Source organism: Leisingera sp. CC-HEC093, from assembly GCF_059429195.1.
Window position 1 is genome coordinate 4,022,719 of sequence record NZ_JCAIJR010000001.1, and the last position, 21,402, is coordinate 4,044,120.

The 21,402-nt window shown below is 62.6% G+C and carries 18 protein-coding genes; 6 read left to right on the forward strand and 12 right to left on the reverse strand.

Annotated elements, in window-relative coordinates; genetic code table 11:
- Nucleotides 1-91: 91 nt before the first annotated feature.
- The 3 genes from AC5STB_RS19815 to AC5STB_RS19825 all read right to left on the reverse strand — a co-directional run bounded on the left by AC5STB_RS19815 (nt 92) and on the right by AC5STB_RS19825 (nt 3,201).
- A complete protein-coding gene (locus AC5STB_RS19815; protein WP_495444487.1) occupies nt 92-1,141 on the reverse strand; it encodes a methyltransferase domain-containing protein in 1,050 nt (349 codons plus the stop codon).
- Nucleotides 1,142-1,281: 140 nt separating this feature from the next.
- The gene (locus AC5STB_RS19820) at nt 1,282-2,406 is read right to left on the reverse strand and encodes a YhaZ family DNA alkylation repair protein (RefSeq protein ID WP_495444488.1); all 1,125 of its coding nucleotides are present in this window, start codon (nt 2,404-2,406) and stop codon (nt 1,282-1,284) included.
- Nucleotides 2,407-2,421: 15 nt separating this feature from the next.
- Nucleotides 2,422-3,201, reverse strand: coding sequence for an SDR family oxidoreductase (locus AC5STB_RS19825; protein WP_495444634.1), 780 nt, complete (start codon nt 3,199-3,201; stop codon nt 2,422-2,424).
- 202 nt (nt 3,202-3,403) lie between these two features.
- On the opposite strand from AC5STB_RS19825, the gene AC5STB_RS19830 reads away from it, so the two are divergent.
- Entirely contained in the window at nt 3,404-4,429 is a 1,026-nt protein-coding gene (locus AC5STB_RS19830; protein ID WP_495444489.1) for a Hint domain-containing protein, read from the forward strand.
- A 212-nt stretch (nt 4,430-4,641) separates the two neighbouring features.
- Complete coding sequence (locus tag AC5STB_RS19835) at nt 4,642-5,460, forward strand: DUF2189 domain-containing protein (RefSeq protein WP_495444490.1); 819 nt, start codon at nt 4,642-4,644, stop codon at nt 5,458-5,460.
- Between the two features lie 53 nt (nt 5,461-5,513).
- Here AC5STB_RS19835 and AC5STB_RS19840 read toward each other — a convergent pair whose 3' ends face one another.
- Both AC5STB_RS19840 and AC5STB_RS19845 read right to left on the reverse strand, forming a co-directional pair.
- The gene (locus tag AC5STB_RS19840) at nt 5,514-5,792 is read right to left on the reverse strand and encodes a BrnA antitoxin family protein (RefSeq protein ID WP_495444491.1); all 279 of its coding nucleotides are present in this window, start codon (nt 5,790-5,792) and stop codon (nt 5,514-5,516) included.
- Between the two features lie 251 nt (nt 5,793-6,043).
- Nucleotides 6,044-7,657 (reverse strand): response regulator, encoded by a 1,614-nt coding sequence (locus tag AC5STB_RS19845; RefSeq protein ID WP_495444492.1) that lies wholly within the window; start codon nt 7,655-7,657, stop codon nt 6,044-6,046.
- A 189-nt stretch (nt 7,658-7,846) separates the two neighbouring features.
- Here AC5STB_RS19845 and AC5STB_RS19850 point away from each other — a divergent pair, with 189 nt between their 5' ends.
- The 4 genes from AC5STB_RS19850 (at nt 7,847) to AC5STB_RS19865 (ending at nt 12,473) form a co-directional block, all read left to right on the forward strand.
- Entirely contained in the window at nt 7,847-9,454 is a 1,608-nt protein-coding gene (locus tag AC5STB_RS19850) for a peptide chain release factor 3 (protein ID WP_495444635.1), read from the forward strand.
- Between the two features lie 100 nt (nt 9,455-9,554).
- The gene (locus AC5STB_RS19855) at nt 9,555-10,496 is read left to right on the forward strand and encodes a glycosyltransferase family 2 protein (protein WP_495444493.1); all 942 of its coding nucleotides are present in this window, start codon (nt 9,555-9,557) and stop codon (nt 10,494-10,496) included.
- 183 nt (nt 10,497-10,679) lie between these two features.
- Nucleotides 10,680-12,089 carry a DEAD/DEAH box helicase gene (locus tag AC5STB_RS19860; RefSeq protein WP_495444494.1) on the forward strand — a complete coding sequence of 470 codons (1,410 nt, stop codon included), beginning with the start codon at nt 10,680-10,682 and terminating at the stop codon, nt 12,087-12,089.
- Between the two features lie 204 nt (nt 12,090-12,293).
- On the forward strand, nt 12,294-12,473 hold the full coding sequence (locus AC5STB_RS19865; protein WP_495444495.1) for an RSP_7527 family protein: 180 nt from the start codon (nt 12,294-12,296) through the stop codon (nt 12,471-12,473).
- Nucleotides 12,474-12,690: 217 nt separating this feature from the next.
- On the opposite strand, the gene AC5STB_RS19870 is transcribed toward AC5STB_RS19865, so the two are convergent.
- The 7 genes from AC5STB_RS19870 to nuoK all read right to left on the reverse strand — a co-directional run bounded on the left by AC5STB_RS19870 (nt 12,691) and on the right by nuoK (nt 21,399).
- Complete coding sequence (locus AC5STB_RS19870) at nt 12,691-14,358, reverse strand: ribonuclease J (protein WP_495444496.1); 1,668 nt, start codon at nt 14,356-14,358, stop codon at nt 12,691-12,693.
- Nucleotides 14,355-15,137, reverse strand: coding sequence for a type III pantothenate kinase (locus tag AC5STB_RS19875; protein WP_495444497.1), 783 nt, complete (start codon nt 15,135-15,137; stop codon nt 14,355-14,357). Before AC5STB_RS19875 ends, AC5STB_RS19870 begins: the two co-directional genes overlap by 4 nt.
- Before the next feature lie 12 nt (nt 15,138-15,149).
- The gene (locus AC5STB_RS19880; protein ID WP_495444498.1) at nt 15,150-15,896 is read right to left on the reverse strand and encodes a biotin--[acetyl-CoA-carboxylase] ligase; all 747 of its coding nucleotides are present in this window, start codon (nt 15,894-15,896) and stop codon (nt 15,150-15,152) included.
- A gap of 71 nt (nt 15,897-15,967) precedes the next feature.
- Complete coding sequence (gene nuoN, locus AC5STB_RS19885) at nt 15,968-17,407, reverse strand: NADH-quinone oxidoreductase subunit NuoN (protein WP_495444499.1); 1,440 nt, start codon at nt 17,405-17,407, stop codon at nt 15,968-15,970.
- A 15-nt stretch (nt 17,408-17,422) separates the two neighbouring features.
- Complete coding sequence (locus AC5STB_RS19890; protein WP_495444500.1) at nt 17,423-18,973, reverse strand: NADH-quinone oxidoreductase subunit M; 1,551 nt, start codon at nt 18,971-18,973, stop codon at nt 17,423-17,425.
- Nucleotides 18,973-21,087: an NADH-quinone oxidoreductase subunit L gene (gene nuoL, locus AC5STB_RS19895; protein WP_495444501.1), complete on the reverse strand. Its 2,115-nt coding sequence runs from the start codon at nt 21,085-21,087 to the stop codon at nt 18,973-18,975. The genes AC5STB_RS19890 and nuoL overlap by 1 nt, the downstream gene beginning before the upstream one ends.
- A gap of 6 nt (nt 21,088-21,093) precedes the next feature.
- Nucleotides 21,094-21,399, reverse strand: a complete 306-nt coding sequence (gene nuoK, locus AC5STB_RS19900; protein WP_008553673.1) for an NADH-quinone oxidoreductase subunit NuoK — start codon at nt 21,397-21,399, stop codon at nt 21,094-21,096.
- Nucleotides 21,400-21,402: the final 3 nt, after the last annotated feature.

A 21,402-nucleotide genomic window follows, 5' to 3' on the forward strand; every position in this document is an offset into this window, starting at 1 on the left:
CAGGGCCGCAAGCGGTCAGACCTGCCACCAGCGCCTTGAACGCTGCCCGGCCTATCGGCCAGTCGGTTCATCCCAACCTCTCTGGACGTTTTCAGCAACACCCCGGCGCGGCGCCGTCCTGCTCCAACCCGTTAAAGGGCGAATTGCCGCCGCAGCCCGCAAAGATCCCATAGTGGGCGTCAAACGAGCCGATAAACTCGAAATGCGGTGCCAGACGGGTATCCTGCAGCATCATCCAAGTGTTGCCGCAGACCGGAAATACCTTGCCCGCCTCAATCACGTGATGATCATCCAGCATGAAACGGTGCGGCGCATTGTCGATGGTGCCTTTGTAGATCACCGCCTGGCCGTAATCCTCACAGGCCGGCTCCAGCGCGGGCAATTTGAACAGCCGGTAAGTGGCCGACAGGAACTTCAGCGGCTGCACCCGCTTCTCCAGCACCGGATTCTCGATGGTCAACAGGCGGGAGGTCACCATCCGCGGGTCCTTGAACCCGGCCTCCTTGGCGATTGACAGAAAGTCATTCCAATACAGCGCCCCGGACAGGCACTCACCATAAAGCACCTCATCCTCCGCCATTGCCTGCGGCACGCGGCGGTCGGCATAGACGTCAGAGAAATACATCTCCCCGCCCTCTTTCAGCAGATGATGCGCCCCGCGCAGGACCGCGCCCTTGTCGGTGGCCAGGTTGATCACACAGTTGGAAACGATGATGTCAAAGGAGCCCGGCTCCAGGTTCAGTTCCTCCAGCGTTTCGATATAGCCGTGATGAAATTCAACGTTGGACCTGGCATAGCCGAAAGCCTCGGCGTGGTAGTCCTGATGGCGCCGTGCCACCTCCAGCTGTGCCTCCGTCATGTCGACCCCCACGACCTTGCCGCGCTCACCCGCCAGTGCCGACAGCGCATAAACATCGCGGCCCGCACCACAGCCAAGGTCGAGGATCCGCGCGCCCTCCAGCGCCTCGGGCGCAATCAGGCCGCAGCCGTAATAGCGGGTCAGCACTTCGTCATGGATTTTAGACAGCACCGCCTTCACATGATCCGGCATGTCGTCCGGCGTGCAGCAGGCATTGGTCTGGAGGTCGTCGCTGCCCTGCAGCACCTCACCGTAATAGGTCTGCACGTTTTCATGTTTCATGGGGGCGCCCTTCCTGATGGTTCAGGAGCAAAGGGATAGCGCCCCCCGGGCAACCGGGCAATTGGGCCGGCCCGCGGTCTGACGCAACTGTGATGGCGCGTGCAGTATAACCGGATAGGGTCGCGCCAATGCTTCGAAATTCACCCCGCTGGCAGCAACTCAAATGCCGCCTCGGCCCGCACCTTGCCGTTCACCATCAGTTCAATCCGGTGCGGCCCCGGCACCAGCTTGAAGGTTGTGGCGTTGCCCTTCAGCTTATGTGTCTTGCTCAGCTCCAGCTTGCCGCCGGTGATCTTTGCCTGCTTCAGCTTGAACACCTTGGCAGAGACTTTTCCGCCAGGCCGCTGGAAATGCAGGATGTAATCCACCAGAACCGGCGCACCCGCCGGACCCGCCAGCTGCACAAAGAACGCCAGGGCATCGCCAATCCGCACATTTTGCGATGTCAGCGCAATTTCGGCGCCAAGCTCCAGATCCGGGTCATACCCCAGCATCTTCATCGCCCGCGGGTGGCCCGCCTTGACCAGCCCGCGCAGCGCGTGGGAGGTCATCCAGCCAAGCTCCTTACCTGTCTGCCGGCCAGCCGCCTGCCATTGCTCCAGCCGGTCCATCACCAGATCCGGATCCTTCTTGGCAATGTCGTTCAGGTGGTTGGCGACGGAGCGGGTGACATAGCGGGTGCCGTCCCCGTGCAGCTGGTCCAGTAAGGGCAGCGGCTGGTCGAGCGTCAGCCCGACCGCCTCGCCCCACGGCAGCCGCGGCCGCGTGCCTTCGCTCACCAGACGGCGCACATGATAACTGGAATGGCTGGCCCAATCCTTCATCCGCGCCAGCACCTCTGCCGGCCAGCGGTTCAGAAAGGGGCGGATGGCCCATTCCATGGAAAACCGCTGAGTGATCTCCTCCAGCAGGTCCAGCGACAGCTCCGGGTGCGCCTCGATCCCCCTGGCCGCCACATATTCACCCAAGGGGGCAAAGATGAAATCGCCGAAATCATCGTCTGTCTTGGACGGGTCCAGCGGCGGCGGCAACGCCTTCAGCAGCACCGGCGCGGCCTCGGGCAGCGCCTCCGGCAGGTGATCCGCCAGCACATCCGCAATCAGCGTTATCCGCTGCTTCAGCTCCAGCGCCGGCAGATCCGCCATCACCCGTGCCTCGAACGCTTCGGCATCAAAACCCGCATCCGCAGCAGCAAACAGCCCCGCCAGGTAGCGGACCTTGCCCCGGTTAAACAATTGATCCTTCAGGGAAAACCCGCCATCCATACGCGCCGCGCCTCCTTACATCGTGGTGTTGGTGGCGCCGCCGTCCAGCAGAATGTTCTGCCCGACAATGAAGCCTGCGTGCTGCGAGCACAGGAATGCGCAGGCGGCACCGAATTCCTCGCGGGTGCCATAGCGGCCCGCGGGGATGGTGGCAAACCGCTGCGTTTGCGCTTCCTCGACTGTGATCCCCTGCGCCTTGGCCGCGCCGCCGTCCAGCGCCGCGGCGCGGTCGGTGGCATGGATGCCCGGCTGCAGGTTGTTGATGGTGACGCCATGGCCCGCCACCTGCCGCGACGTGCCCGCGACATAGCCCGTCAGGCCCGCGCGGGCCGAGTTCGACAGCCCCAGCACCGGGATCGGCGCCTTGACTGAGACTGATGTGATGTTGACCACCCGCCCCCAGCCGCGCTCCATCATGCCAGGCAGCAGCGCCTTCATCAGCGCAATCGGTGCCAGCATGTTGGCATCCAGCGCCTTGATGAAATCCTCGCGGTCCCAGTCGGTCCACATGCCCGGCGGCGGCCCGCCCGCATTGGTCACCAGGATATCGACGCCCTCAGCCGCATCCAGCACCTGCTTCTGGCCCTCCGGCGTGGCCACATCCGCGGCCACCGTCACCACATCGACACCATACTGGCCGCGGATCATCTGCGCCGACGCCTCCAGCGCCTCTGCTCCGCGGGCGTTCATCACCAGGTTCACTCCTGCCTCCGCCAGCGCCTCCGCGCAGCCAAGGCCCAGCCCCTTGCTGCTGGCACAGACCAGCGCCCGCTTGCCCGAAATACCCAGATCCATCGTCATCCTCCCTCCGGATTCTCCACCGTTTGCCGGAGAGTGCACCGCCGGCCTGCCAAAGGCCAGCCCCGGCCGGTGCTTGACACAATCGTCAAGCTGCCGGAAAATCTGGCCCTTCCCACCGCCATTTCGCCACAATCTGCGGGCAATCTTATTGGACAGCACCTGCGCCCTGCGCATATGGAATTCAGAACACCCGCATATGGGACACACCGTGACCGCCAGCCTTTCTTCCGTCCAGGCCTACCCGGCCGAACGTTTCCGCGTTGAATACGGCGCCAATATGGGCGATCCGCTCGGCGTGCTTGAGGATCTGGTGCTGGACGACATCTATCTGCTGACCAGCCCCGCATCGCCGCAGCGGCTTGCCATCGCCGCCCATCACGACGGCAGTTTCACCATCGCCGGCGATACCGCGCTTGGCACGCCGGGTGCCGCGCTGCATCTGGACAGCCTGCTCACTCTGATGCCCGACCGCGGCCCCAACACCGAAATTCTGGTCATGGTCGAGGCCGACGCCGAGGGCTATATCGCCGCCGTCTACCTGGTGCCGCTGGCCCCCTTGCAGCCGCAAGTGCCCTACACGCTGGTCAAGGCTGAGCGCGAGCCGGCCCGGCGCAAGCTGGCGCAATCGGCCTGCGTCTCCTTCACCCGCGGCACCCGCATCACCCTGTCCACCGGCGCCCAGCGCGCGATTGAGGACATGCGCCCGGGCGACCGGGTGCTGACCCGCGACGACGGCATCCAAGAGGTGCGCTGGGTCGGCCAGTCCACCCTGCGCGCGGTGGGCGACCTGGCTCCGATCCTGATCCGCAAGGGCGCGTTGAACAACGCCGAAGACCTGATCGTGAGCCCCGGCCACCGGCTGATGGTCTACCAGCGCAGCGACGAAATCGGCGCCGGCGCCCCGGAGATCCTGGTCCGCGCCCGCGACCTGGTGAACGGCAGCAGCGTGGTGGTTCTGGACGGCGGCTTTGCCGACTACTTCCAGATCCTCTTTGACCAGCACCATATCATCTACGCTGAAGGGATCGCGGCAGAGAGCACCTTTCTCGACCCCGTCACCCGGCCCGTCCTGCCTGAGGATTTCTGGACCGGCTGCACAGAAAACCAGAATGGCACCCTGCCCGTCTCCCATAAACACGGTGCCCACGGACTGGACGTGAGCCGGTCGCTCCTGGACCGTCCCGATGCGGTGCCGCTGCTGAAACGGGCGTCGCTGCGGTAAGGGGGCCGCGACATGGCTCCGCCGCCGCCCCCTCAGGGCAGGAAAAATCCAACTAGCGTCTGCAAGCGCAAGCAGGGCAAAGCTGCCACAGTCTCCCTTGCCGTGATGCCGTGCCTGATGCAAACTTGCCAAAGCAGGAGGGATGTCTGTTTCACCGCTTGGCCCATCAGCAAACGGACCAGCGCGGTTCCATGTTTGGGAAGGAATGTGTCATGACGTCCGGGACCGCAGGTTCCCCGCCACCGGAAAATCTGAAACCGCAGCAGCGGGCAAACCCCCAGGTCAACACGGTGACAGCCGCTGACATCGCCGCGGCGCTGAAGGCCGGGTTTTCCGACTTTCTGGCCCGCCCCTTGATGAGCAGTTTTTTCGGACTGTTCTATGCGGTCTTCGGTATCCTGCTTGTGTGGTGCCTGGTCTGGCTCGGTAAAATCTGGATGATCATTCCCGCCGTCGTAGGCTTCCCGCTGGTCGCTCCCTTCGCTGCTGCCGGGCTTTATGAAATGTCCCGCCGCCTGCAGAAGGGGGAAAGTTTCGGCTGGTCTGAAATCCTCACCGTCATGGCCAATCAACGCAAGCGTGAAATGGGCTGGATGGCCTTTGTCACCCTGTTCATATTCTGGGTGTGGATTTACCAGGTCCGGCTTTGGCTTGCGATCATCCTGCAGAATGCATCTTTCTCGGATTTTGACGGTTTTTTTAACACAGTGTTTTTCACACCGCAGGGCTGGACCTTTCTTGCCGTTGGCACCTGTGTCGGCGCTTTTCTGTCGGCTGTGCTGTTCGCGGTGACCGTTGCCGCCATGCCCATGCTGCTCGACCGGGAAACCAACTTTGTCTCCGCCATGCTGACGTCCATCCGCGTCGTCACGGAAAACCCGGTTGTCATGCTCGCCTGGGCGGCAATCATCTCAGTCACCATGCTGCTGTCGCTGGTTCCGGCGTTTCTGGGCCTGATCATTACCCTGCCGGTCCTTGGCCACACCACGTGGCATCTTTACCAGCGGGCCGTGCCGCCGGCGGAGGGGTGATCTGCCAAGCCATCATCTGATGAGACTGCGTTCATTTTTTGCCGCTGGGTCATTCAGCTGAATTGTCGGGCCGCCAGCAGCGCCAGCCAGTATATCCGCAGGACCGAGTTGATGCGGCGGCTGTAGTTCGGCCCAAGCTTGCGGAACCATTTCACCATGTCTTCGTCCAGCCGGATCGTCACCCTTGTCTTGGGTTTGTCGATCCGCTCCCAGCTCAGGACGCCGTCCCAGTCATCCGGCAGGCTCTTGTCCAGCCAGTCGCGGCGCAGGTTTTGCTGCAGTTCGTCCAGTTCCAGCTGCATTTCATTGTCATAGTATCGCCTGCTGGGCATCGCACCCTCCCATTGCGGCGGCGGTTCCGGCGCGGGGCGGCACTCCCGCGCTGATCCCATCCTGCCCCGCTCCGGTTATTTTCGCGCCAGCGGTGCGTACGGTGCAGACGCAACACCGCCGGTCCAGCCTCTCCGCCCGCCGTCCGGCACCAGGGGGTGCACAGGGGGTGCACGCATGTCACCCCCGTTTTTCCGGCTTTCAACAGGATTTGCGGATAAAACGCCCGGCGGCCATACCGGCGGCGGCCGCCCTAACTGCGCTGCCGCAGGATCCGGGCCAGCAGCTCTTTCTTGCGGAAGGGCTTGGACAGGAAATCATTCATTCCCGCCGCCAGGCACGCCTCAACATCGCTGGGCTGGGTGTTGGCGGTCATGGCGACAATAGGGCACTCCGGCAGCCTCGCGCCGCGTTCATGGGCACGGATCCTGCGGGCGGCCTCCAGACCGCCCATTTCCGGCATCGACAGGTCCATCAGGATCAGGTCGCACCCCTCGGAAATGCAGGTCTCCAGCGCAATCCGCCCGTTCCCGGCAAACCGCAGCCCGGCGCCGGTGGATTTCAGCATCTTGCGGACCACCAGCTGGTTGGTCCTGTTGTCCTCCGCCACCAGAATGCGCAGGCCCTCAAGCGCCCCCGGCGGCAAGTCCGGGACCGGCAGGCCCGGCTGCAGGCTCAGCGCCTGCCTGTGGTCCAGAAACGCAGGGGCGCCGGCATCTGAGGGCTCCGGCGCCTGCAGCGCCGGCCGCTTCAGGTCCAGGGCAACCGTGAACACCGATCCCTGCCCCGGCACCGAGCTTGCGGTGATCGTGCCCCCCATCCGCTCCACCAGCGCCTGGGTGATCGCCAGCCCCAGGCCGGTGCCTTCGATCACTTGTGCAGACCGGCGGTCGACCTGTTCAAAGGCAGAGAATATCCAATTGAGCTGCGGCTGCGCGATCCCGATGCCGGTGTCAGAGACCTGAAGGCGAAAGGGCAGCGCCGTCGCGCCGGGGTCATAGCTGACGCTGACAGCCACATGGCCGTCTTCCGTGAACTTGATAGCATTGCCGAGCAGGTTCATCAGAATCTGGCGGATCTTGCTGGCATCGCCGTTGAACTCATGCGGCATGTCTTCGGGGTAAACGGTGCGCAGGTCGATCCCCTTGTAGGCGGCCTTGGCCCACAGCAGGGTGCCCACATCCTGCACCAGATCCAGCAAGGAAAACGGCGCGTCGTGCAGCGAGATTTTGTCAGCCTGGATTTTGGAGAAATCGAGCACGTCGTTGATGACACCAAGCAGCGCAGTGGCAGAGTTGAAGATGGTGTCGGCAAACAGCCGCTGCTGCGCGTCCAGTTCCGTTTCCTGCAGCAACTCGCACATGCCAATGATGCCATTCATCGGTGTCCGGATTTCATGGCTCATGTTGGCCAGAAACCGTTCCTTGGCCTGGCTCGCCTCCTCTGCCTTGTCCAGAGCCATCCTGGTCAGCTCCAGTGCCTCGTCCCGTTCCCGTTCAGAGGTTACATCGCTGGAGGAGCCCACCAGATAGACCAGGCGTCCGTCTGCATTGAACACGGGCCGGAGTGTGGTGCTGAGGTGTTTTTCCTTGTTCGGCGCGGGAAGGACGATGTCATAGGTCGCTTCCTTGCCGCTGCTGATGATCGAAAGATGCTGGTTCAAGGCGCGGCGGCCCGTAGCCCCGCCATAGAGTTCAAGCGCCGTCTTGCCCACGTAATCCTTGCGCCCGAACTTGGTAAGCTCCCGCGATTTGGTGTTCATGGCAACATAGCGCGGCAGCCCGTCCTCCCCCACCTTCAGAACGATCACCGCAATCCCGATAGCGTCGAGAATTTCAAATTGATGCGAAAGTTCATCTTGTTGCACGTATTGTTCCTGAAACGGGAAGGGATTTGAAATCCAGTAACACACAAACCTTGCGCCTGTGTTACAGGAAAACCTTTAGCGATTTACAGGCTAAACTAAGCACCGCCGCCGCGGGCCCGGATCTGCGGCAACGGCACGGGGCTGCCGTTTTCCTTGCCTCTGCCGCGGTTTGTGGCTATGGCCAGCCGCATGTTGGACACCGCTGCAAACCGCCCCGAACTGCCCGCCGAAATCGCGCGGCGCCGGACCTTTGCGATCATCTCGCACCCGGACGCCGGCAAGACGACGCTGACTGAAAAGTTCCTGCTGTACGGCGGTGCGATTCAGATGGCTGGACAGGTGCGCGCCAAGGGCGAGGCACGGCGCACGCGCTCAGACTTCATGCAGATGGAGAAGGACCGCGGCATCTCTGTTTCGGCCTCTGCAATGTCCTTTGATTTCAGCGGCTTCCGCTTTAACCTGGTGGACACGCCCGGCCACTCGGATTTTTCCGAGGATACCTACCGCACGCTGACGGCGGTGGATGCGGCGGTGATGGTGATCGACGGCGCAAAGGGTGTGGAAAGCCAGACCCAGAAGCTGTTCGAAGTCTGTCGGCTGCGCGACCTGCCGATCCTGACCTTCTGTAACAAGATGGACCGCGAAAGCCGCGACACCTTTGAGATCATCGACGAGATCCAGGAGATGCTGGCGATCGACGTGACCCCGGCCAGCTGGCCCATCGGTGTGGGCCGCGATTTCATCGGCTGCTACGACATGCTGCGCGACCGGCTGGAGCTGATGGACCGCGCTGACCGCAACAAGGTGGCGGAAAGCATCGAAATCAAAGGGCTGGACGATCCCAAGCTGGCCGAGCATGTGCCTGCGCATCTGCTGGACAAACTGCTGGAAGAGGTCGAGATGGCGCGTGAGCTGCTGCCCGTGCTGGACCCGCAATCGGTGCTTGAGGGGCATATGACCCCGATCTGGTTCGGCTCCGCGATCAACTCCTTCGGCGTCAAGGAGCTGATGGACGGCATCGGCGCCTATGGCCCCGAGCCGCAGCCGCAATCTGCCGAGCCGCGGCAGGTTTCGCCGGAGGAGAAGAAGGTCGCAGGTTTCGTGTTCAAGGTTCAGGCCAACATGGACCCCAAGCACCGCGACCGGGTGGCATTCGTGCGGATGGCGTCGGGCCATTTCAAGCGCGGCATGAAGCTGACCCATGTGCGCACCAAGAAGCCGATGGCGGTGTCGAACCCGGTACTGTTCCTGGCCTCTGACCGGGAGCTGGCGGAGGAAGCCTGGGCCGGTGACATCATCGGCATCCCCAACCACGGCCAGCTGCGTATCGGCGACACGCTGACCGAAGGCGAGGCAATCCGGGTGACCGGCATCCCGTCGTTTGCGCCGGAACTGCTGCAGACGGTTCGGGCGGGCGATCCGATGAAGGCAAAGCACCTGGAAAAGGCGCTGATGCAGTTTGCCGAGGAAGGTGCCGCCAAGGTGTTCAAACCCTCGATCGGCTCCGGCTTTATCGTCGGCGTGGTCGGCCAGCTGCAGTTCGAGGTTCTGGCCAGCCGGATCGAAATGGAATACGGCCTGCCGGTGCGGTTCGAGGCCAGCCAGTTCACCTCCGCCCGCTGGGTCAGCGGCGACAAGGCGGCAGTGGACAAGTTCATCAATGCCAACAAGCAGCACATCGCCCATGACCACGATGGCGACATCGTCTATCTGACCCGTCTGCAATGGGACATCGACCGCGTGGTGCGGGATTATCCCGAACTGAACCTGACCGCGACCAAGGAAATGATGATCTGATTGAAACGCCCGGGTTTCCCGGGCGTTTTCCATTGCGGGGCTTGCGCTTTCTCCTGACCGCGGAAATGGTTGGGGCAAACAGCAGGGCAAGAGGCAGGCAATGGCAGACAGGGATGTCAAATGGGGCATAGTCAGCACAATCAAGGCTGACGCCCGGACTGTGCTGGATTTTGCCGCCCACCACCTCGACCTGGGCGCCCACCGGCTGCACATCTACCTGGATGAGGCCAACCCGGAGGCCTATGGGCATCTGAAGCAGCACCCTAAAGTGCGTGTCACGGTCTGCGACAGCGCCTATTGGAAGCGCCACAACAGAAACCGCCCCGCCAAGCACCAGTTCCGCCAGACGCTGAACGCCACCCACGCCTATGAGCGCATCCAGACGGATTGGATCGCCCATATCGACGCGGATGAGTTTCTGTGGCCGGCCGAAGACCTGGGACAGATGCTGGCCGCCCTGCCCAGAAGCATCCAGAGCGCCCGGGTGCGCCCGGTCGAGGCGCTGGCAGGCAGGGACGGGGAATTCAAGGCAATGGTTCCCAAAGGGCCGGACCGCGAGGCGGAGGTTCGCGCGGTCTACCCGGCCTTCGGCAGCTTCCTGAAAGGCGGCTTTTTGAGCCACACCGCCGGCAAGGTCATTGCCAGGACTGGCCTGCCAAACGCCGGGCTGCGAATCCACAACCTGTACCTGGATGGCGAGAAGGCTGACGCCACCTGCGAACTGGACCAAGCCGAGCTGTGCCACTGCCACGCCGCCAGCTGGGAGCACTGGCAGGCCGTCTACCGGTTCCGGCTGCGGCGCGGCTCCTACCGGCCCGGGTTGAGCGCGGGGTTTTCCCGGCGGCTGGGCGGGCTTAGCGCGCATGAACTGCTGTCGCTGATTGAGGAGGAGCACGGTTCCGAAGGCCTGCGCGGTTTCTTCGACGAGGTTAGCGCGCGGGATCCGGACGTGTACCGCAGGCTGCAGGAACGCGGGCTGCTGAGGATTCGCCGCCTCCGTCTGGCGGAGAAAAGGCAGAAACACTTCCCTGATTTTGGCTGATTTGTTTCCATTTTGCCCGCTCCCGGAACCAAAACCTTGTAAAATCCGCCATTAATTGACCTGCGCATGGGATTTTGCTATGCCCCGCCACGAGCCGGCAGCTGCCACACCGCATGACCTTTTGCGGAGCCGGCTGCAACACACACGCGCGGGCCAGGTCAGTGTCCGCAATCACGGATGCATATGACAAAATTCTCCGATCTGAACCTTAATCCCAAGGTCCTCAAGGCTATTGAGGAAGCCGGGTACGAAACCCCAACCCCGATTCAGGCAGGGGCCATTCCCCCGGCGCTGGAGGGGCGTGATGTTCTGGGAATCGCCCAGACAGGCACCGGCAAAACCGCGTCGTTCACGCTGCCGATGATCACGCTTTTGGCCCGCGGCCGTGCTCGCGCCCGGATGCCGCGCAGCCTGGTGCTGTGCCCCACCCGCGAGCTGGCTGCCCAGGTGGCGGAAAACTTCGACACCTATGCCAAGCATGTGAAACTCACCAAGGCGCTGCTCATCGGCGGTGTGTCTTTCAAGGAGCAGGACGCGCTGATCGACAAAGGCGTCGACGTGCTGATCGCCACCCCGGGCCGCCTGCTGGACCATTTCGAGCGCGGCAAGCTGTTGCTCACCGGCGTGCAGATCATGGTGGTGGACGAGGCCGACCGGATGCTCGACATGGGTTTCATCCCGGATATTGAGCGCATCTTCTCATTGACGCCGTTCACCCGCCAGACGCTGTTTTTCTCTGCCACCATGGCACCAGAGATCGAACGGATCACCAACACCTTCCTGTCGGGTCCTGCCCGTATCGAAGTGGCCCGCCAGGCCACCGCGTCGGAAACCATCGAACAGGCCGTGGTGCAGTTCAAGGCATCGCGCCGCGACCGCGAGGGCAGCGAAAAGCGCAAGGTGCTGCGGGCGCTTATCGACGCCGAAGGCGAAAAGCTGACCAACGGCATCATCTTCTGCAACCGCAAGACAGACGTGGATATCGTCGCCAAATCGCTGAAGAAATACGGCTATGACGCAGCGCCGATCCACGGCGATCTGGACCAGAGCCAGCGCACCAAAACCCTGGACGGCTTCCGCGAAGGGTCGTTGCGCATCCTGGTGGCCTCCGACGTCGCCGCACGCGGCCTGGACGTGCCCAGCGTCAGCCATGTGTTCAATTTCGACGTGCCGGGCCATGCTGAGGATTACGTCCACCGCATCGGCCGCACCGGCCGTGCCGGCCGCGAGGGCAAGGCGATCACCATCTGCATTCCGCGCGACGACAAGGCTCTGGATGCGGTGGAGAAGCTGATCCAGAAAGAAATTCCGCGTCTGGAGAATCCGGCCAAGCCGGAACCCAAGAAGGAAAAGCCGGCCCGCGCCGCCAAGGCGGAGGCAGAGGTCCCCCGCGAGAGCGGCAAGGAAGAAAGCCGCGAACGCCGCAAGGACGAGAGCCGCGAACGCCGCAGGGACGAAAAGCCTGTGCAGAAGGCTGAGCGCGCATCCAGCCGCGGCAAGCACGGCAAACGCGATGACAAGGCTGTGGTCGGCATGGGCGACCACCTGCCCAGCTTCATCGCCCTCAGCTTTGCCGAACGCCGCGCCAGCTGATCCGGCCTGCCAGGCAGAATTTGAGGCCGCCCCGCCGGGGCGGCCTTTTTTGTGCATCCCGGCGCCGCCCACCATGCACACGCAGCATAACCACCTTTGCATTTGCAGCATACCGGGTCTTCGATCTTGGCCGGTGTCAGCCCGCAACAACAGGCGTATAGGGTTCGCAACACTGAGAAACGCGCCATGATGATGGGCCTTGCCATGAATACCAACGACACCAAAACCCTGACCATCTCCCAATACCAAGCCATCGAAGCCCGCGCCCACGAGCTGCGCGCCCAGGCGTTTGCCGCCATGATGCGCAGCCTGTTCCGCGCCATTTTCAGCGCCCCGCGCAAGGTGGTCTCCTGCCCCAGCTGCGCCCGCCCGCTGCACGGCTGAGGCCGCAGCCGGCTCTCCGGCAGCACCCTGATCAGAAAACGCCGCGTGCCCCATCGGGCCGCGGCGTTTTTCAGTTTCTGGATTTGCGTTCTGCGGCCGCGCCGCGGTCCCGTCAGGGCACGCGGCGCTAGGCCCAACGGGGCCCGCGGCATCTTTAGATGCGGCACGGGCCGGGCGGGAGAACCGCCCTGCCCTGTCTTTTTCCGGCCCCGAAGGGTCAGCGCATCCGGCTGACCACCACCGTTACCTCGGGCTTCTTACCGATCTCGGCCTGCGCGGTCTGGCGCGTGATGCGGCGCAGTTCCTGCTCCAGCTTGTCATCGTCGCGCAGGGTTTTGGCCCCAGCCCGCATCAGGAACTGATTCAAGTCCTCCTCCAGCACATCAACCAGCGCGGCATTGGAGGTCCCGGTTTCGGCCAAACCTTTGAGGTCGCACCAAGGCTCGCCCAGCGGCTCGTCTTCTTCGTCCAGGATAACCGTCACCAGCACATGGCCGTTCAGCGCCATCCGGATACGGTCGCGCACGATGCCGTCCATTGCGCCGTATTTTACCGAACCGTCCAGATAGGTGCGCCCGGTCTCGATCCACTCGGTCACTTTCGGCGCATCGCCGGTCAGGTCCATCATCATACCGTTCACGACAACGGCATTGGCGATCCCCTTTTCCTCGCCCAGGCGGGCGTGCTGGCGCAGATGGCGGTGCTCGCCGTGCATCGGGATCAGCATCTTGGGCTTCAAGAGCCGGTGCACCTCTTCCAGGTCCGGGCGGTTGGCATGGCCGGAAACGTGGTAAAGGCCGGAGCTGTCATCAACCACATCCACCCCCATTTCGGAGAATTGGTTGATGATTCGGATGACGCCCTTTTCGTTGCCCGGAATGGTCTTGGAGGAGAACAGGAACAGGTCGCCTGCCTTCAGCTCCAGCCCGCGGTACTTGCCGCGCGCCAGCTGTGCTGTGGCAGCACGGCGCTCCCCCTGGCTGCCGGTGGTGATCAGCATCAGGTTGTCGCGCGGAACATTATTGGCGTCTTCCGGGCTGATCGTCTTGGGGAAGTCCACCAGCACGCCGGTTTCCACCGCGGCCTCGATCATCCGGCGCATGGCGCGGCCCAGCAGGACCACGGAGCGGCCCGCCTTCACCCCGGCCTCAGCCAGGGTTTTCACCCGCGCGACGTTGGAGGCAAATGTGGTGGCGGCAACCAACCCTTTCGCCTCGGAGAACAGCTTGGTGATTTCTTCCGGCAGTTCGGATTCCGAGCGGCCCGGGTGCTGCGAGAACACATTGGTGGAATCGCAGACCAGCGCCTGGATGCCGTCCTTAGCGATCTCAGACCACATTTCCGGGTCAAAGGGTTCACCGACGAGCGGATTTGCGTCCAGCTTGAAATCGCCGGTATGCACCACCCGCCCCGCCGGGCTGTCGATTACCAGCGCGCCGCTTTCGGGGATCGAATGGCTCATCGGGGCCACGCCAACAGTGAAAGGACCCAGCTTGGTCACTTCCGGCCAGGCCTGCACGGTGTGCACATTGGCCGGATCGTGGCCTGCTTCTTCCATCTTGCGGCGCGCCAGGTTGGCGGTGAAGGCGCGGGCATAGACCGGCACGTTCAAATGCGCGTAAAGATGGGCGATGGCGCCAATGTGATCCTCATGCCCGTGGGTGACGAAAATGCCCTCCAGCCCGTCGGCGCGCTCCTTCAGCCAGGTGATGTCGGGCATGATCAGGTCCACGCCCGGGGTGGTGTCCATGTCCGGGAAAGTCACGCCCAGGTCGATCAGGACCAGCCGTTCTTTGCCCTGTGGCCCATAGCCGTAGACATAGGCGTTCATGCCGATTTCGCCTGCCCCGCCCAGGGGCAGGTAGATCAATCTATCACTGCTCATGCGTCAGTACCGTTATCCTTGTTGTATTTATGGATGATCTGAAGCCCGTGCATGGTGAGGTCGTCCTCAAATGCGTCAAACAGATCAGCAGATTGCTGGAACAAAGGCGCCAGTCCGCCTGTCGATATTACTTTCATCGGCACCGACCGCTCTGCCTTGATGCGGGTGCAGATCTCGCGCACGAGGCCGACATAGCCCCAGAACACGCCGGATTGCATACAGGCGACGGTGTTGGTGCCGATCACCTTCTGCGGCTTGGAAATGTCCACATGGGGCAGCGCGGCGGCGGCCTGGTGCAGCGCCTCCAGGCTGAGATTCACGCCGGGCGCAATCACTCCGCCCACATAGGCGCCGTCTTCGGCCACCACGTCAAAGGTGGTGGCGGTGCCGAAATCCACCACGATCAGGTTGCCGCCATGGGTGTCGAAACCGGAAACTGTGTTGACCAGCCGGTCAGGGCCGACGGCGGTTCCCTCGTCCACCCGCACAGCGACGGGCAGCAGGCATTCGGGCTTGCCCACCACCAGCGGCCGGGTGTTGAAGTAACGGTCCGCCAGCACACGCAGGTTGAACACCACCCGCGGCACGGTGGAGGAGATGATCATGTCTGTGATATCCGCCTCGATCCCCTGCAGCCGCATCAGCGTATTCAGCCAGACAAAATACTGGTCTGCCGTGCGCTGCCATTCGGTGGAGGTGCGCCACATGCCGATGAACTTTTCGCCGTCATAGATCGAGAAGACGGTATTTGTATTGCCGCAATCAACTGCCAGAAGCATTGCTGCTCCTTCCTAGAAATAGATGTCCGCCGCGGGAATGCTGACGCGGCCCTTGGCGGTGTTTAGGACAAGGTTGCCGCTGACGTCCACCGTTTCAAAAGTGCCCTCGGTCTCTGATGACGCGGTGCGGGCGGTGATCACCTCGCCCAGCTTGGCCGCACGGGCGAGCCATTCGGTGCGGATCGGCTCGAAGCCGTAGGTCGCGAATTGCTGCTCGTAGCGGGCATAGGCTTCGGCCACCGCCTCCAGGAACTCCTCCGGCGAAACCTGCACGCCGGTCTCCGACAAGAGGGACACCGGCCAGACCGCTCCGGGCTCCAGCCACTCCTTCATCGGGGTTCCCACCAGGTTGACGCCGATGCCGACAAACAGGTGATTGACCCCTTTGCCGTTGCCGGCGCTTTCCAAGAGGATGCCGGCCAGCTTGCCGCCTTTCAGGAGCACATCGTTGGGCCATTTCAGCGACAGGCCTTCGCTGCGGCCTGTCACCGCGACGCAGGCGTCATAGACGGCCAGTGCCGCCACAAAGCTGCGCAGCGCGGCCTGATCCGGGGCGCCGTCGGGGCGCATCACCAGTGTGGCGGCAAAGTTACCCTTGGGGTCTTTCCAGTCGCGTCCGCGGCGGCCGCGTCCCTGGGTCTGGCGCAGGGCCAGGATCCATTCCGGCCCCGCCAGTTCCCCGGCGATGCGGGCGGCCTCGTTCAAGGTGCTGTCCACCTCATCGAGCACCCGTTTTCCATATCCAGCTGGCCAGCTCATCTGCATTCCTTAGAAAGTGCGAAAAGGCCCGGTCGCGCGACCGGGCCTTTCCAGCCTGCCTGAAAAGCAGATCAATTTACAAGGGTTGCTGCAGCTGCAGCGGCAGCGCCGTCAATGCCGAACTGGTAGACCACACCCACCAGCATCAGCGCGGCTGAGGCCATCAGCGCCACGCCAAGGATCGGAGAGCCCTTGGCCTCCACATCGTCCTCGCCAGTGCCGAAGTACATGTAGAAGACGATACGGATGTAATAGAAAGCCCCGATGACGGAGGCCACGGCGGAGGCAATAACCAGCCCCATCAGGCCCGCGTCCACACCTGCCTGCCACACGCCCAGCTTGGCAAAGAAGCCCAGCATCGGCGGCACGCCTGCCAGCGAGAACATCAGGATCAGCACCGCCAGCGCCTTGCCCGGTTCGCGCGAGGCGAACTGGTTCAAGGCCAGGATGTCGGTGACCGGTTTGCCATCCTTCTCCAGCATCAGGATGAAGGAGAAGGTGCCGATGTTCATGGTGACGTAGATCGCCAGGTAGACCAGCATCGCTGTGATGCCCTGTTCGGTGCCCGCCGCCAGACCGATCATCGCATAGCCCATATGGGCGATGGAGGAGAACGCCATCAGGCGTTTGATGTCACGCTGGCCGATTGCCGCGATGGCGCCCAGGAACATCGACAGAACCGAAAGCACCACGATGATCTGCTGCCAGTCGGAGACCGCACCGCCAAAGGCGTCAAACAGGACGCGGGCGAACAGGCCCATGGCCGCAACCTTGGGCGCGGTGGCAAAGAAGGCGGTAACCGGCGTCGGCGAGCCCTCGTAAACGTCCGGGGTCCACATGTGGAACGGAACCGCCGAGACTTTGAACGCCATGCCGGAGATCATGAAGACTAGGCCGAACAGCATACCGATGGACATATGGCCCTGCTCTGCCACCTGGATGATGCCCGCAAACTGGGTGGTGCCGGCAAAGCCGTAGACCAGCGAGGCGCCGTAAAGCAGCAGACCGGAGGACAGCGCGCCCAGCACGAAGTACTTGAGGCCCGCCTCGGTCGACTTGACGCTGTCGCGGCGCATCGCTGCCACGACGTAGAGCGACAGCGACTGCAGCTCCAGCCCCATGTAGAGGGACATCAGGTCGCCGGCGGAGACCATCATCATCATGCCAACAGCGGCCAGCGCCACCAGGATCGGGTATTCGAACCGCAGGATGCCGCGGCGTGCCATGTAGTCCTGGCCGATCAGCAGCACTGCGGATGCACCCAGCAGTAGCGCCACCTTGGCAAAGCGCGAGAAGCCGTCGTCGATGAACATGCCGCCAAAGGCTGTCTGAGTGCCGGGCGGGCTGGACGCGATCCAGAACGCGACCAGAGCCAGCAGAGCCGCTGTGCTCCAGACCAGCGGCACCGCCAGCTTGTCCTTGCCGGTATAGACGGCGCCGAGCAGCGCCGCCATGGCGTAAAGCGCCAGAACAATCTCTGGCAGGATTACGGTAAGATCAGCTTGGATCATCTGCCTGATGCTCCCTTAATGCGAAGCAATCCGGGTCGCGGCGGGCGCAGTGTCCGCAGCAGCCAGAGACTGGTTGAAGTTTGCAATCAGCGCCTCGGTCGAGGGCGCGATGATATCGGTGACGAGCGAGGGATAAACGCCGAGAAGCAGGGTCATCACGACCAGCGGTGCAAAGACGAAACGCTCACGTGCATTCATGTCGCGAATGCCCGCAAGGCTGCCCTTGATCAGGTCGCCGAAGACCACCCGGCGGTAGAGCCACAGGGCATAGCCAGCCGAGAAGATCACGCCGGTGGCCGCCACCGCGGTGACCCAGGTGTTCTTTTGGAAGGTGCCCATCAGGGTCAGGAACTCACCGACGAAGCCGCTTGTGCCCGGCAGGCCGACGTTGCCCATGGTGAAGAACATGAAGACCAGCGCATAGGCGGGCATCCGGATCACCAGGCCGCCGTAGGCGTCAATGTCGCGAGTGTGCATGCGGTCATAAATCACGCCCACGCAAAGGAAGAGCGCGGCAGAGATGAAGCCGTGCGACAGCATCTGGAAGATGGCGCCGTCGATGCCCTGCTGGTTGGCCGCAAAGATGCCCATGGTGACAAAACCCATGTGCGCAACCGAGGAGTAAGCAATCAGCTTCTTCATGTCCTCCTGCACCATCGCCACCAGCGAGGTGTAAACCACCGCAATCGCGGACATCCACAGGACCACATCGGTCATCACGTCCGCACCCACCGGGAACATCGGCAAGCTGAAGCGCAGGAAGCCGTAGCCGCCCATTTTCAACAGGATCGCCGCCAGCACCACGGAACCGGCAGTCGGCGCCTGTACGTGCGCGTCCGGCAGCCAGGTGTGCACCGGCCACATCGGCATCTTCACCGCAAAGGAGGCAAAGAAGGCGAGGAACATCAGTGTCTGGGCACCGCCCAGCACATGGATGCCCAGGACGTCGAAGGACGCCGCAGAGAAGCTGTGGGTCAACAGGACCTCGATATCGGTGGTGCCGGCATCCACATACATGAAGACCATCGCCACCAGCATCAGCACCGAGCCGAAGAAGGTGTAGAGGAAGAACTTGAAGGAGGCGTAGATCCGCTCTTTGCCGCCCCAGATGCCGATGATCAGGAACATCGGAATGAGGCCTGCCTCGAAGAACAGGTAGAACAGCACCAGGTCCAGCGCCATGAAGACGCCCAGCATCAGGGTCTCCAAGAGCAGGAAGGCGATCATGTATTCCTTCACACGGTCCGTGACCGACCAGCTGGCCAGAATGGTCAGCGGCATGATGAAGGTGGTCAGCATCACGAACAGAACCGAAATGCCATCGACGCCCATTTTGTATTTCAGGCCCAGGATCCACTCCCGGTCCTCGACAAACTGGAACCCGGTGTTGGCGGGATCGAACTCGAAATAGATGCCCAGGCTCACCAGGAAGGTGACCGTGGTGGCAAAAAGCGCAACATATTTGGCGTTGCGCTGCGCCGCCTTATCCTCGCCGCGCAGGAACAGGGCCAGGATGGCCGCCGCGAGCGCCGGGATGAAAGTGACAATAGAAAGGAGATTGTCCATCAGTGCGCTCCTCCGCCGATCGACATCCAGGTGACCAGGGCTGCTATGCCCAGCACCATCCAGAAGGCATAAGTGAAGATGTAGCCGGACTGTGCGCGTCCAGCGAGACGGGTGAAGAAGGGAACAACACCCATGGCCAGACCGTTCAGGAAGCCGTCGATGGTGCTGCCATCGCCGCGTTTCCAAAAGAAGCGGCCAATGGCCAGAGCGGGTTTCACGAAGATCACATTGTAGATCTCATCAAAATACCACTTGTTCAGCAGGAACAGGTACAGCGGACGCTGCTGTTCGGCCAAACGTTTGGGCAGCGTCGGGTTCCAGATATAGAACCACAGGGCCAGTACCAGACCGCCAAGCATTGCCACGAACGGCGACAGCTTCACCCATTTCGGCGCCGCGTGGGCATCCTCCAGGATGTGGTTGTCTTTGCCGATGTACAGCGCGCCCTCGCCCGGCTTGCCGTCAAACACATAGTGATGCTCGCCGCCATGCGCCGCGTCTTCACCGTGGGCAGCGTCTTCACCGTGCGCGGCCTCTTCGCCATGCCCGGCCTCCTCGCCATGCGCCGCAGCGGATGCTTCCGCCACCGGGATGCCGTAGAACTTGCCAACCTGATCCGCGTGGCCGAAGAAGCTGCTGTACCACAGCATGCCCGAAAAGATCGCGCCCAAGGCCAGAACGCCCAGCGGCACCAGCATGGTCCAGGGGCTTTCATGGGCGTGGTCGTGGGTGTGCTTGTCGCCGCGTGCCTCGCCGTAGAAGGTCATGAAGATCAGGCGCCAGGAGTAGAAGGAGGTCATGAAGGCCGCAATCACCAGCGCCCAGAAGCCGAACATGGACCCGCCCGCATAGGCGCTTTCGATGATGGCGTCCTTGGACACGAAGCCGGCAAAGCCAACCCAGCCGCTCAGCGGGATACCGACACCGGTGATGGCCAGCGTGCCGATCATCATTGCCCAGAAGGTATAGGGGATCTTTTTGCGAAGCGCGCCGTAGTTCCGCATGTCCTGCTCGTGATGCATGGCGTGGATCACCGAACCGGCGCCCAGGAACAGCATCGCCTTGAAGAAGGCGTGGGTGAACAGGTGGAACATGGCCGCGGAATACATGCCGACGCCAGCCGCCACGAACATGTAGCCCAGCTGCGAGCAGGTCGAATAGGCGATGACGCGTTTGATGTCGTTCTGCACTAGGCCGACAGTGGCCGCAAAGAACGCGGTTGCCGCGCCCAGGGCGGTGATAAAGGCCGCGGCCTCAGGCGCGAATTCGATCAGCGGCGACATGCGGCAGACCAGGAACACGCCCGCGGTCACCATGGTTGCCGCGTGGATCAGCGCCGACACCGGGGTCGGGCCTTCCATCGCGTCCGGCAACCACGTGTGCAGCAAGAGCTGCGCCGATTTGCCCATCGCGCCGACAAACAGCAGGAAGGCAATCAGGTTCGCTGCGTTCCACTCAGACCACAGGAAGGACACCTGGGTTTCTGCCAGCGTCGGGGCCGACGCAAAGATGTCGGACAGGTTGATGCTGTCGGTCAGGAAGAACAGGCCGAAAATCCCCAGCGCAAAGCCGAAGTCGCCGACCCGGTTGACGATGAAGGCCTTCATCGCCGCCGCATTGGCGCTAGGCTTGCGGTAGTAGAAGCCGATCAGCAGGTAGGAGGCGACACCGACGCCTTCCCAGCCAAAGAACATCTGCACCAGGTTGTCCGACGTCACCAGCATCAGCATCGCAAAGGTGAAGAACGACAGGTAGGCAAAGAAGCGCGGCTTGTAGCTTTCACCCTCTTTCCACTGCGGGTCATGATCCATGTAGCCGAAGGAATAGAGGTGCACGAGCGACGACACCGTGGTGATCACGATCAGCATGATCGCGGTCAGCCGGTCCAGCCGGATCGCCCAGGAGGTCGACAGTGAGCCGCTTTCGATCCAACGGAAGATCTCGATGTTCTGAGTCCCCCCGTCAAACGACAGGAAGGTGATCCAGCTGAGCAATGCCGCCAGGAACAGAAGCGCCGTGGCGGTCACGGTGGCGGCTTTCTCGCCGATCATCTTGTGGCCGAAGCCGCAGATGATTGCGCCAACCAGCGGGGCAAAGAGGAGGATGGTTTCCATGTTTCTTTAGCCCTTCATCACGTTGACGTCTTCCACGGCAATGGTGCCGCGGTTGCGGAAGAAGCAGACCAGGATCGCCAGGCCAATGGCGGCCTCAGCCGCGGCCACGGTCAGCACGAACAGGGTAAAGACCTGCCCCACCAGATCGCCCAGGAAGCTGGAGAATGCGACCAGGTTGATGTTCACCGCCAGAAGCATCAGTTCGATGCTCATCAAGAGGATGATCACGTTCTTGCGGTTCAGGAAGAGCCCGAAGATGCCGATAACGAACAGCGTCGCCGCAACGGTCAGATAATGTTCAAGTCCGATCATGTG